General features: G+C 42.9%; 11 protein-coding genes. 6 read left to right on the top strand and 5 right to left on the bottom strand.

The genetic code is table 11. The features are described from left to right. Positions 1 to 22 precede the first annotated feature (22 nt). From AC1W6K_RS01160 to miaA, 3 genes are all read left to right on the top strand, one after another. Positions 23 to 481, top strand: coding sequence for a DUF6141 family protein (locus AC1W6K_RS01160; protein ID WP_481946126.1), 459 nt, complete (start codon positions 23 to 25; stop codon positions 479 to 481). Positions 482 to 696: 215 nt separating this feature from the next. After that, entirely contained in the window at positions 697 to 1,989 is a 1,293-nt protein-coding gene (locus AC1W6K_RS01155; protein ID WP_481946125.1) for a DEAD/DEAH box helicase, read from the top strand. A gap of 1 nt (position 1,990) precedes the next feature. Then, a complete protein-coding gene (gene miaA, locus AC1W6K_RS01150) occupies positions 1,991 to 2,884 on the top strand; it encodes a tRNA (adenosine(37)-N6)-dimethylallyltransferase MiaA (RefSeq protein ID WP_481946124.1) in 894 nt (297 codons plus the stop codon). On the opposite strand, the gene AC1W6K_RS01145 is transcribed toward miaA, so the two are convergent. The 5 genes from AC1W6K_RS01145 to AC1W6K_RS01125 form a co-directional block, all read right to left on the bottom strand. After that, positions 2,866 to 3,147 carry a rhodanese-like domain-containing protein gene (locus AC1W6K_RS01145; protein WP_481720750.1) on the bottom strand — a complete coding sequence of 94 codons (282 nt, stop codon included), beginning with the start codon at positions 3,145 to 3,147 and terminating at the stop codon, positions 2,866 to 2,868. The two genes, miaA and AC1W6K_RS01145, sit on opposite strands and share 19 nt — an antisense overlap. Before the next feature lies 1 nt (position 3,148). After that, positions 3,149 to 3,448: a rhodanese-like domain-containing protein gene (locus AC1W6K_RS01140; RefSeq protein ID WP_395784391.1), complete on the bottom strand. Its 300-nt coding sequence runs from the start codon at positions 3,446 to 3,448 to the stop codon at positions 3,149 to 3,151. Between the two features lie 2 nt (positions 3,449 to 3,450). After that, positions 3,451 to 4,221, bottom strand: a complete 771-nt coding sequence (locus AC1W6K_RS01135; RefSeq protein ID WP_481720752.1) for a PASTA domain-containing protein — start codon at positions 4,219 to 4,221, stop codon at positions 3,451 to 3,453. A gap of 327 nt (positions 4,222 to 4,548) precedes the next feature. After that, the gene (locus tag AC1W6K_RS01130; RefSeq protein WP_481946123.1) at positions 4,549 to 5,874 is read right to left on the bottom strand and encodes a Gfo/Idh/MocA family protein; all 1,326 of its coding nucleotides are present in this window, start codon (positions 5,872 to 5,874) and stop codon (positions 4,549 to 4,551) included. An 8-nt stretch (positions 5,875 to 5,882) separates the two neighbouring features. Then, on the bottom strand, positions 5,883 to 7,250 hold the full coding sequence (locus AC1W6K_RS01125) for a 3-keto-disaccharide hydrolase (RefSeq protein WP_481720756.1): 1,368 nt from the start codon (positions 7,248 to 7,250) through the stop codon (positions 5,883 to 5,885). A 168-nt stretch (positions 7,251 to 7,418) separates the two neighbouring features. On the opposite strand from AC1W6K_RS01125, the gene AC1W6K_RS01120 reads away from it, so the two are divergent. From AC1W6K_RS01120 to AC1W6K_RS01110, 3 genes are read left to right on the top strand one after another with little or no spacing between them, the layout of a single operon-like run. Continuing rightward, complete coding sequence (locus tag AC1W6K_RS01120) at positions 7,419 to 8,585, top strand: trans-sulfuration enzyme family protein (protein ID WP_481720758.1); 1,167 nt, start codon at positions 7,419 to 7,421, stop codon at positions 8,583 to 8,585. After that, a complete protein-coding gene (locus AC1W6K_RS01115; RefSeq protein WP_481946122.1) occupies positions 8,585 to 9,673 on the top strand; it encodes a complex I subunit 1/NuoH family protein in 1,089 nt (362 codons plus the stop codon). The genes AC1W6K_RS01120 and AC1W6K_RS01115 overlap by 1 nt, the downstream gene beginning before the upstream one ends. Before the next feature lie 53 nt (positions 9,674 to 9,726). Next, the gene (locus AC1W6K_RS01110; RefSeq protein ID WP_481946121.1) at positions 9,727 to 12,129 is read left to right on the top strand and encodes a TonB-dependent receptor; all 2,403 of its coding nucleotides are present in this window, start codon (positions 9,727 to 9,729) and stop codon (positions 12,127 to 12,129) included.

The raw sequence follows: 12,129 nt of genomic DNA, 5'->3' as shown, positions 1-12,129 counted from the left end.
TTGTCACTAGAATATTCATGATATGACTGAATTTAAGGAAACGCAGCGGTTTACGCAGTGGTGGTTGTGGTTGATTTTATTTGGAACATGGGCTATCATGATTTTTGCTTTGTTGCAGGAAGTAAATGAAATAAATAGGTCATTTTTTATTGGTGGATTTATCGGCCTTGGTTTGCCCATATTGTTTTGGCAAATGCGTTTAGTGACACGAGTGACTTCAGCAGGAATTTACGTGCGATTTATCCCTTTTCATTTTAAAGAACAATTTTACCCTTGGGATTCCATTGAATCCGCTCAAGTTCGTACCTATGATTCTTTGTTTGAATATGGTGGCTGGGGAATTAAATACGGATTTAGTGGCCAAGGTAAAGTGTATAATGTTTCCGGGGACCAAGGACTTCAGTTGGTCTTCAAATCAGGAAAGAAAATTTTAATTGGTACGCACAAACCGGAAGAAATTCAAGCTGCTGTTCCATTGTAGATTATCAAGTTCTTGGGCAATTTATGTCGTTTAAAAAACGTTCGCAAGTTAGCCAGCTACGCTGCCGGGGTCAAAGACCCCGGCAGCGTCTCCCGCGCACGGTAGGCGTTCGCTGAAAAAGCGGAATGCCAGAATAAAGCCGTAACTTGCGCCATTATTATGAGGATGCTTGTTATTTCCAGTTATTACTCATAAGCACACATTCTCATTTTTATATGACATTTCAAGAGTTACACCTCATTGAGCCTATACTAAAGGCGCTCGGTGAGGAGGGTTACACAAACCCAACACCCATCCAAGAACAAGCTATTCCGATTGTACTTAAAGGCACCGACCTCCTAGGTTGCGCCCAAACAGGTACCGGGAAAACAGCCGCTTTTACGCTTCCCATCATCCAATTGATGGATGCCAATCAAACATTTCAAAAACCTAAAAAAATCCGTGCACTGATCGTAACTCCCACGCGGGAACTAGCCATTCAAATCGGTGAGAGTTTTAGGGCCTACGCGCGCAATACCTCGTTAAATCATACCGTTATTTTCGGAGGAGTTGGCCAAAGCCCACAAGTTTCCGCGCTTCGCTCCGGCGTTGATGTGGTGATAGCGACCCCAGGTCGTTTATTGGATTTGATGAATCAAAAGCTTTTGTCGATTGCCAACGTAGAATATTTCGTCCTCGATGAGGCTGATCGCATGCTCGATATGGGCTTTATTCATGATGTTCGGAAATTACTAGCCGCACTTCCTCGTCAGCGTCAATCGCTCTTTTTCTCGGCAACTATGCCGCCCGAAATCGTGCAATTAGCAGCGACTATTTTGCGCAACCCAGCTGAAGTTTCTGTGACGCCCGTGTCATCAACCGTGGAAATCATTAACCAATCGGTGTATTTCGTTGACAAAAACAACAAGAACACCCTTTTATTGGATATTCTCGAAGACACCAAAATCAAAACAGCCTTAGTCTTTACGCGTACCAAACATGGTGCAGATAAAGTTGTCAAAGTCCTATTAAAAGCAAGCATCAAAGCCGAAGCCATTCATGGAAATAAATCCCAAAATGCGCGCCAAACAGCCTTGAAAAACTTCACCGCTCAAACCACACGTGTTTTGGTAGCTACGGATATCGCAGCGCGTGGTATCGATGTGGATGATTTGGAATATGTGATTAATTTTGAATTACCTAATATCCCAGAAACGTATGTCCACCGGATCGGTCGGACAGGGCGTGCAGGTGCCAACGGTACCGCAATTTCTTTTTGCGATATTGAAGAAAAAGCCTATTTAAAGGATATAGAGAAGTTGATTGGTAAAAAAGTGCCCGTTATCGAAGCACACCGCTACCCGATGAAAGTTTTGACAATCGAGAAAAAGGCCAAACAAAGTCCTCCAAACCGGGGTGGAAAACCTGCCGGACCTGGCACTGCCGCCACAAAACCGGAGGAAAATCCGCGCTCTTTCGATAAAGCCAAAGCCGGTCGTAAATGGTACGGGAAAAAGAATACTTACTAAGATGAATAAAACACTTTTGGTCATTGCGGGTCCTACGGCTGTTGGCAAAACAGCTCTATGCGTCGAAATGGCCAAAAGTCTTCATACAGAAATTATCTCGGCCGACTCCCGGCAATTTTACCAAGAATTAAGCATCGGTACCGCAAAGCCAAGCTTCGAAGAGCAGGGTGGCGTCAAACACCATTTCATTAATTCGCATTCCATCCACGACTATTTTTCTCCGGGTGATTTTGAACGTGATGCGCTAAAAATCTTAACTGATTTATTCCAAAAGCACGATGTTGTCATTCTTACCGGTGGATCTGGACTTTATTTGAAAGCGCTGATGGAAGGTTTAGACGATATGCCGAATGTGGATTTAGCCTTGCGCGAAAATCTGATGCATGCCCTGGAAACAACGGGTTTGGAAAAGCTATTCCACCAGTTACAGGCTTTAGATCCTGAATATGCCGCGCAAGTTGATGCGCAAAATCCGCAGCGGGTTGTTAGAGCTTTGGAAGTATGTTTGTCGACTGGTAAATCCTATACATCTTTCCGCAATCAGCAAAATGCTGATCGTCCCTTTGAGATGATCAAAATATGCCTTGATCGGCCGCGTGAAGAATTATACCAACGAATCGATGCCCGCATGGACATGATGTTGGCCGCTGGCCTCGTACAAGAAGCCAAAGATTTCGAAGCCTATCAAGACCGTTATGCCTTAAAAACCTTGGGTTATAAAGAAATATATGGGTTTTTCAGAGCTGAGTACGATGAGCCCGAAATGATTCGCCTATTGAAACGTAATTCCAGGCATTATGCCAAAAAACAATTGACTTGGTTTAGGCATCAGGATGATTTTGAATTTGTGCATCCCGACCAGGCTTTCGCCTACATTCAGGGTAAGCTTAAATAAGCTTCCAGACCTCCCGTGACATTTTGGGCTTGAAGGCCTTTGGCGGTCATGAGCCGACAAGCAATCTGGCTTTGTGTGCCGTTATAACAAATGACGGTGTATTTTGTGGATGTGTTTAACTCGTCGATGCGCGTTAGTAAATCATCCAACGGTATATGAATTCCCCCTAAATCAAAATCCGCTCGTTCCCTCGGCGTTCGAATGTCCAAAAGGGAAAGAGCGGATAAATTTTCCTTGAAATCGTTCGCGGAAATGGATAGCATCTTAATATCCAGCCGCTTGCCAGGCAAGCATACCACCTAAAACGTTACGGACGTTCGTATATCCTTCGCTTGTTAAGTATTCTTTGGCACGTCCAGAACGGGCACCCGAGCGGCAATGGATTAAAATTTCTTGATCTTTCCAGGCTTCGATTTCCTCCAAACGATCAGGTAATTCGCCCAACGGAATCAAGGTTGCCCCGATGTTGAACTCATCAAATTCATATTCCTCGCGTACATCGATCAGGTTCAGGTTTTCACCTTTGTCCATACGCTCTTTTAATTCTTCAATTGTAATATCCATGATTATTGATCTTCGCCACCCACAACCCATAGGTCGATCAGGTCGCCAGGTTTAACACTTGTTCCTTCGCAAGTTGCGCAAGTTTGTTTGAAAACCGTTCCCGCTGGAAACGTTTCATTCGCCTCATATACGACCTTGCCCATTTTTAAATTCATACCTGCCAAAATAATAGTCACCTCGTCCATCGGCTTACCTACAAAATCAGGCATTTCCATGTCGACATTCGCGATACCATTTCCAATGTATAAATCAACCATCGTACCTTTGGGAATACTTGAGCCTGCTTCAATTTTACGGCCCAGCGCTTGAACTTCAATCACCTCCTTCACGCGCGGATCATTTACCTCATGAACAATTCCTTTGCGTAGTCCGGCAATGAATAATTGCTGCTCGGCACTTCGCACGGATAAGCCTACTAAAGTTGGCAATTTAATTGTAGGAGGTGTTTCTGAATTAATCGTAATGTAAATTTTACGTCCTGATTTGACCAATGCATTGGGTAGTGGATATTGCGATAAGACGGTCAATGGCGGCTTATCAGCTGTATAGGTGCAATCTGAAACTTCATATGTAAGGTCGCTACCATCAATCAATTCTTCCATTTTATCGGCCGATAAGCCTTTTAAGTTAGGAACTTTGATTGTTTCGCCATGATGCGTACTCCAGGGTAAATACACGAAGAAAAAGCCAAAAAATAACACAAGAAACAACGAGATTAAAATCGCGATGTGTGTGATTAAGTCTTTCTTGGATTGCGTTGGTATTTGAGCCATTGTGAGGAAATACGTATTTGCGTGCAAGATAAGGAAAACAATAATCCTAGGCAAGGGGTCAGTAGTCAGTCGCTAGTCACTAGTCGCTAGTCGACAGTCCGAAGGGAAATAGTCCGAAGGAAAAGAGTCCGAAGTGAATTAGTCCGAAGGAAATGAGTCCAGCGTCCAGCGTCTAATGTCTAATGTCCAGCGTCTAATAGAAAAGTCCGAAGGAAAAAGCTCTTGACTGAATAAACAGACTTTGAACTTTCCCTCCGGACTATTTTCCTTCGGACTGTCGACTAGCGACTAGTGACTAGTGACTAGCGACTGACCACTGACTACTGCCTAATACTTAAATACCTTATCTCCCGCCATTACCTCTTGCGTCTTTTGGTCAAAAGTAACCCGCTGGCCTGTGCGATACGCCGCATTCGACATGATAGTAGCGATAGAGTGCTGGTAACCAGCTTCAATCGGTGCATTCGGTGTCTTACGTGAACGTACACATTCCATCCAGTTTTTCACGTGGTTGAACGTCAATGAATCACCACCTGTATCTGCATCTGTAGCCACTTTAGCACCTTCAATTTTCATCGTTGGCAACAAATTCGCCTGCATGCCCATCGCTTTCGCCTCGCGCTCACGTAAACCACCGTTTGGTGAAATCGTATTCGTGTCTAAGTTTAATTCACCTCCATTAGAGTAGTAAATCTCCTTTGTACCACCCGCTCCATTGGAGAATCGAGATGTGAACTGAACTTGGAATCCTTTGTTTCCTTGACCGTAATCAAATACCACAGTCAACGTATCCGCATTAACACGTCCGTCATTCCACTGGTAAATTCCACCATTGGCAACAACCGAGTTTGGATGTGCTAGGCCTGAGAACCAGTGTACGGTGTCGATCTGGTGCGACATCCATTGTCCTGGAATTCCAGATGAATAAGGCCAGAATAAACGATACTCTAAGTATTTACGTGGGTCAAATTTATCTGCCGGACGATTCATTAAGAAACGCTTCCAGTCGATATCTGACTCTTTTAAAATGCTTGTTAGTTCAGGGCGTCTCCAACGAGCCGGTTGGTTTACATTCCACATCAACTCCACCATTTTGATATCGCCGAATTTTCCGGATTTAATGAATTCGTCAGCTGCCCAATAGTTCTCTCCTGACCGACGTTGCGATCCGATTTGAACAATTTTTCCTGAATCCTTTACCGATTTCAATACCGCACGGTTATCTTCCATCGTTTCTGCCAATGGTTTCTCCGTATACGTATCGCAACCTGCTTTCACCGCCTCAATCGTATGCAAGGCATGTTGGAAATCCGCCGTCGAAATAAACACCGCATCAATTCCTTTCGCTGAATACAATTCCTCGTTGTTACGGTAGGTTTGGATAGTTCCACCCAACTGCTTTTCTAAATACGCTTTTCCTTCATCACGTCTGCGGTTCCAAAGATCCGACAACGCCACCATTTCAAAGTTCATTTCCTTAGCCAAGGCCTTAAATGGAGGTACGTGAGATGCGCGGTGACGGTCAGAAAAACCGACACACGCCACGCGAACACGGTCGTTCGCTCCAATGATTTTACTGTACGATTTGGCACTAAATGCGAGTGTTCCCAACGTCGCCAATGCACCTTTTTGAATAAATGATCTTCTTTCCATAGTAAGATTTAGTTAATTTCTCTGATTTTAATGTTTTTGTAAAACACGGAATCCCCGTGCTCCTGAAATAAAATAGCTCCTTTATCTTGGGCGCCATAACCCGGCCATTTCGCATGCTTGCTATGTGCAACCAATACGTTAAATATATTGCTCTTGCGCTCATATTCCAATACTTTAAACCCGTTCAACCAATGCTGAACAATGTTGTTTGGATATACGATGATACGCCCGTGATTCCATTCCCCAATTTTCTTTTGAAACCGCGCATCATTTTTGTTAGAAGGAATGATGTCATATAAACTGGCTAAGGTGCGATTGCCAACAGTCCCTAATTTCGCATCCGGGTGTTTGGCATCATCTAGAACTTGATATTCTAATCCAATGGCCGACATCCCTGAGTTGTAGGTTTCGTTCACAAAATACTTCACGCCTGAATTGGCGCCTTCTGTTAATTTGAAATCGAACGTTAACTCAAAACTTCCATATTGATCATTTGTCAAAATGTCGCCGCCATTGCCCGACTCTTTTCCACCTTTAGCATTCACGTGCAAAGTTCCATCTTCAACCGTCCATACCGATGGAGGAGCTGTCGTTTTAAACGCCGAACGGAAGCCAGTTAAATCTTTTCCATTAAATAATAATTTGAAACCGGCTGCTTTTTCTTGCTCAGATAAGGTATTCAAGGTATAATTCTCAACAACCGTTTTTCCATCATTCGGACGTGGCTGCATGTCCTTACCCGTCTGGATACGGATGTTTTTCCACATCACCTGCATGCCTGCTTTCATGTCACCATATATAGAATGCACCTGAAAAGCAATGAAACCTTTGGCAGTCATATCATCGACCAAATATGAAACAGGAATATCATTGATCCACGTACGAATCGTATTTCCAATCGCCTCAATGCGGTAGTGATTCCAAACGTCCCCTAACATAAATGCTTTCTTAGCTTCAGGCTTACCCTCGTTTTGAGATAACCAGCCACGACGGGATTCATCATAAATTCCACCAGACCAGCCACGTGCTGAAGGATCGATTTCGGCTTGATAGCCATGTACGCGACCTTTTTGATATTCCGGGATAGAAAGGCTCCGGAACTGAACGCCAGAATTCATTCTGTTATCCACTTTAACATCGAATTCAAGGATAAAATCACCGTATTCTTGTTCGGTGGCCATGAAAGAATTAGGCGTATTGGCTACGGTAGTTCCTACCATAACACCATCTTTCACTTCGTATTTTGCTTGACCATTTAGTTGTTTGAACCCATTGAAGGTTTTGCCATCAAATAACTTTGTCCATTTTTGTGCTTGAGTTTGCAAAGAAATACACAAAAGCGCCGCGCTTAAGGCATAAAGTAATTGTTTTTTCATAGTTCTATTTTATTGTCTTCTAAAGGTAGACCAACGGCGAAATTTACTCATTTATCTTGAAATAATTCTGTTCGCTTGCAGGTGTTTATCAGGTTTAAAAATACTGAATGCCAAATAGGCACGATTTCCCACTATTCTATTACTTTTGTAGATTAATTTTACAAGCTGATGCAAAAACAAACGAAAGCGATTCGGATTCAAGCCGAGCGATCCCATAACCGTGAACATTCGGTACCTCTTTATTTAACATCAAGTTTTACATTCGACGATGCTGAAGAGGGAAGAGCGATTTTTGCCGAGGAAAAACCAGGTAATATTTACTCACGTTACATGAATCCCAATGTGGATGAATTCGTGGAAAAAATGGTGATGCTGGAGAACGCCGAGGATGGATTAGCTTTCTCTACAGGCATGGCAGCCATTTTTGCATCCATGGCCGGATTGCTAAAAGCAGGCGATCACATCGTTGCCTCCAATGCGTTATTCGGTTCATGCATCCAAATTTTGACAAAAATAACGGCCAAATGGGGCATCGAATGCACTTTTGTTCCTGGAGCAGATATAGCAGCTTGGGAAACAGCAATTAAACCCAATACGAAATTTTTCTTTTGTGAATCACCTTCGAATCCCGGCCTAGAATTAATTGACTTACCAGCATTAGCTGCACTAAAAAAAGGACGCGATATTATTTTAGCCGTAGATAACTGTTTCGCTACGCCCATTTTACAGACGCCGTTAGACGTAGGTGCCGACTTAGTTATTCACTCGGCAACGAAATACATCGATGGACAAGGGCGTGTATTAGGTGGTGTTATTTGTGGTAAGAAGATTTACATGGATGAGATTCGCTTTTTTGCGCGCCATACAGGTCCTTCGTTATCTCCATTTAACGCGTGGATTCTTTCGAAAAGTTTAGAATTATTAGACTTGCGGATGCAAAAGCATTCAGAAAATGCACAAGCATTAGCCGAGGCTCTAGAAGGCCATACTGCGCTCGAAACTGTAAAATACCCATTTTTGGCATCCCACCCCCAATATGACTTGGCAAAACGTCAAATGAAATATGGTGGCGGTATCCTAACAATCGATATCAAAGGTGGCTTCGAAAAAGTGGTTGCTTTTAGCAAAGCTTTAAAAATCGCATCCATTTCACCTAATTTAGGCGATTCGCGTACGATTATTACCCACCCAGCATCTACCACCCATTCAAAATTACCTGCTGAAGAAAAAGCAGCCTTAGGAATTACCAATGGATTAGTGCGTATTGCTGTCGGGCTTGAATCCATCGATGACCTTAAAGCTGATTTCTTGCAAGCCTTAAATGCGCTTAATTAATGTTGACCGCGCTCCTCATTTGCCTCGCTTTATTGACAGTCAATGTCATCATCTGCGTCTATGTTGAGCGTAAATTGTCAGCGTTTATCCAAGACCGTTTAGGTCCCATGGAAGTTGGCCACTGGGGTTTATTACAGGTGTTTGCCGATTTGTTAAAGCTGATTCAAAAGGAAGATATCGTTCCAGCTTTGGCGCAAAGACGTTTATTTTTACTCGCCCCTTGGATCATCTTTTTAGCTATTTTCAGCGCGTTTTCCGTCATTCCACTCAGTTCCGGAACTTGGCTCCAAGGCAGTCAAACCGACATGGGCGTCATGTTATTTATGGGAATCGTTTCCTTGGATACCCTCGGAATTTTGTTGGCCGGCTGGACGTCCAACAATAAATTTTCGCTTTTAGGAGCTATCCGCTCTGTTGCCCAATTAGTCTCATTCGAAATTCCACTCGGCCTCACCATTTTATGTGTGGTCATGATTTCAGGAAGTTTGAATTTGCAGGTGATAGCGGGCCAGCAAGGCATTTTTTCTCACGAGGTGCAGTATTTGTTTGGGATAAAGGCGCTAGGAATTGAGGTGCAGGAAATTGGGGGAATACTTGCGTGGAATGTGGTGCGCATGCCGTTCTTCTTTATCTTATTTATCATTTATTTTATCGCTTCTCTTGCTGAATCCAATCGGGCACCTTTTGATATTCCCGAAGCGGAATCTGAACTTGTCGGAGGTTTTCATACAGAATATGCCGGGATGCGCTGGGCTTTACTTTTCTTGTCCGAATATGGTATGATGCTGCTTGTCAGCATTTTAGGCGTCATTTTATTTTGGGGAGCCTGGTATTCCCCCTTGCCAAACGTGGGTTCTGCGCGATTGGCCGATTGGACAAATGGAATTCCAGGGACTATTCAAGCTACCATTTTGGGATTCTTTTGGCTTATGGCTAAAACGTATGTGCTTATCGCACTTCAAATGTGGATTCGCTGGACACTTCCTCGCGTCCGCGTAGATCAATTTATGTACTTATGCTGGAAAGTACTCATTCCGTTTACATTAGCGTTTGTCGCAATATCGGCCCTTTGGTCGCTACTCGGGTGACGATTCTCTGAGAATTTCCGTATCATTACCCTTTGCTATTTAGCTATTAACTTATGTATAAAACTTTTACCCGCCTGTTGTGGCTGGGTTTTTTCGGTGTTTACACGAATCTAAGTGCCCAAGAGTACATTCTTCCTTTGTTAAGTGGTCAAGTTACTGACGCGCAATCGGGCGAACCGCTGGTGGGCGCCGTCATTTCGGTCGACTTTAAAAAGTCAGGTTCGATTTCTGACGCCAAAGGTCTCTACAAAATATCGCTTCCCGTAGGCGAATATGTCGTCAAAGTTAGTAATGTAGGATATAATCCTTTTCGTACTAAGGTTTACATCAAAGGCGATATGACGCTTAATGTGGTTCTTAACGATGTGACAAAGCAGTTGGAGGAGGTGATTGTGTCTGCGTCAACAAACAAAAAAGATATTCAAACGCCTTCATTGGGCGTTACTGTCCTTAGTTTAAAAGGGATTAAAAAATTGCCTACCATGATGGGGGAAGTGGACGTCATTCGTAGCCTCCAATCGTTGCCTGGTGTTTCTTCCGTGGGCGAAGGGGCAAATGGCTTGAATATTCGAGGTAGCAACGTGGATCAAAACTTGATCTATATTGACGATACGCCTATTTTTAACCCGACACACATGTTCGGCCTATTCTCCGTTTTTGCATCAGATGCAATTCGGGATTTGGAACTATACAAAGGAGGAATTCCTTCCCGATTTGGCGGTCGGACTGCTTCCGTACTCGATATTAAAATGATTGAGCCAAACACCGAAAAGTTTAAAATGCAAGGTGGAATTGGATTGGTTTCGAACCGAATTATGGCTGAAATTCCAATCATCAAAGATAAATTATCTGTGCTTGTTGCAGGAAGATTATCAGCGAATGATTTTTTATTTAAAGCTGTTGCCCCCGATAATCTAAAAAATATTCGGGCTAATTTCTCGGACATTGCGACTAAGATATATTTTAGGCCTAACGCGAAAAATACGATCTCCGTTTCAGCGTACCTCAGCAACGATTACTACCGCGTAGATTCTTTATTTAGTATTGAGAACGTAGTTGCCAAGCAGACTTCCTTTGATTACGGACACAAAAATGCCTCTTTGCACTGGAATCATTACTTCTCACCCAAATTAAACATGTTGGTGAGCGCGGCTTTATCCAACTACGTCACTAAAACCTATGCACCAGATTCCGTTAACACGATTGATCTGAATAGTTCGATTTTATACCGAAATGGCTCGCTCAGTTTTGACTACCAGCCAGTGGAAAAGCATAAGTTGAATTTTGGGGTATCCGTGACGCGGTACGATATCACCCCCGGAACTTTGAATGATGGAATTGTTTCTCGTGTGTCAACAGTGAAATTGGACGATGAGCAATCACTAGAGGCCGCAGTCTATGTGGATGATGAGTGGAAAATTAATGAGAAGTTGACCATTCAAGCTGGATTACGCTATACCCAATATTGGCGAATTGGTGCTGGAACAGTGAATACGTATACACCCGATTTTATGCCTTCAATCAATTCAATTGTCTCAAAGAAAACATACGAAGCAGGTGAGGTAATGGCCACTTTTGGCGGGTTTGAACCACGTTTGACAATGAAATATTCATTGGCCGAGAATGCAACTATGAAATTGGGATATAACCGACAGCAGCAATTCTTCCAGTTGTTGTCGAATAACACGACGCCATTGCCAACTTCCCGTTGGAAAACCGCTGATTCTTTTATAAAACCCCAACAAAGTGATTTTGCGTCAATTGGCTTCTTTAAAACATTTAATGAAAATGTTTTTGAGATTTCTTTGGAATCATATTATCGCCATGTGCGCAATACCTTAGATTTTGTGTCGGGGGCAAATTTACAGTTGAACCCCAACATTGAGACCCAATTAATCTCGGGTAAATCGAAAGCCTATGGATTTGAGGTGATGGTTCAAAAAAAGAAAGGCGAAAATTCGGGTTGGATATCTTATACCTATGCCCGCGCTTTCAATCAGATGATTGGTGATTTTCCAGAGATTCAGTCGATTAACCGGGGTAACTGGTTTGCTACAAACTACGATAAACCACACTCGTTTAATGTCATGTGGAATATTCAGCCTACGACACACCATAGTTTCTCTTTTACATTTGCGTATAATACAGGCCGACCATTCTCTTCGCCATCGGGTAGTTATGAGATTGGCGGAAAGAAATACCCTGTTTTTGCAGAGCGGAATAATGACCGAATTCGAGATTACCATCGCTTAGATTTCTCTTGGACGATTAATAATCCTTCAATGAAACATAAGCGCTGGGAGGGAAGCTGGGTGTTTACGGTATATAATTTATATGGACGTCAAAATCCATATTCCGTATTCTTTAAGTCAACCAAAAATGGCTTGAAAGCATACGAACTAAGTGTTTTTGCGTCTCCTTTTGTTTCGATGACCTACAACTTTAAATTTTTATAG

It is taken from the genome of Aquirufa sp., assembly GCF_964796385.1.
Note: the sequence above shows the minus strand (reverse complement) of the source record. Positions and strands in the feature narration are given on the sequence as shown.

Bases quoted from the DNA above. Each gene is read 5' to 3' on its own strand.
- AC1W6K_RS01135 (WP_481720752.1), bottom strand. From the start codon at position 4,221: ATGGCTCAAATACCAACGCAATCCAAGAAAGACTTAATCACACACATC.
- AC1W6K_RS01125 (WP_481720756.1), bottom strand. From the start codon at position 7,250: ATGAAAAAACAATTACTTTATGCCTTAAGCGCGGCGCTTTTGTGTATT.
- AC1W6K_RS01110 (WP_481946121.1), top strand. From the start codon at position 9,727: ATGTATAAAACTTTTACCCGCCTGTTGTGGCTGGGTTTTTTCGGTGTT.
- miaA (WP_481946124.1), top strand. From the start codon at position 1,991: ATGAATAAAACACTTTTGGTCATTGCGGGTCCTACGGCTGTTGGCAAA.
- AC1W6K_RS01130 (WP_481946123.1), bottom strand. From the start codon at position 5,874: ATGGAAAGAAGATCATTTATTCAAAAAGGTGCATTGGCGACGTTGGGA.
- AC1W6K_RS01115 (WP_481946122.1), top strand. From the start codon at position 8,585: ATGTTGACCGCGCTCCTCATTTGCCTCGCTTTATTGACAGTCAATGTC.
- AC1W6K_RS01155 (WP_481946125.1), top strand. From the start codon at position 697: ATGACATTTCAAGAGTTACACCTCATTGAGCCTATACTAAAGGCGCTC.
- AC1W6K_RS01160 (WP_481946126.1), top strand. From the start codon at position 23: ATGACTGAATTTAAGGAAACGCAGCGGTTTACGCAGTGGTGGTTGTGG.
- AC1W6K_RS01120 (WP_481720758.1), top strand. From the start codon at position 7,419: ATGCAAAAACAAACGAAAGCGATTCGGATTCAAGCCGAGCGATCCCAT.
- AC1W6K_RS01140 (WP_395784391.1), bottom strand. From the start codon at position 3,448: ATGGATATTACAATTGAAGAATTAAAAGAGCGTATGGACAAAGGTGAA.
- AC1W6K_RS01145 (WP_481720750.1), bottom strand. From the start codon at position 3,147: ATGCTATCCATTTCCGCGAACGATTTCAAGGAAAATTTATCCGCTCTT.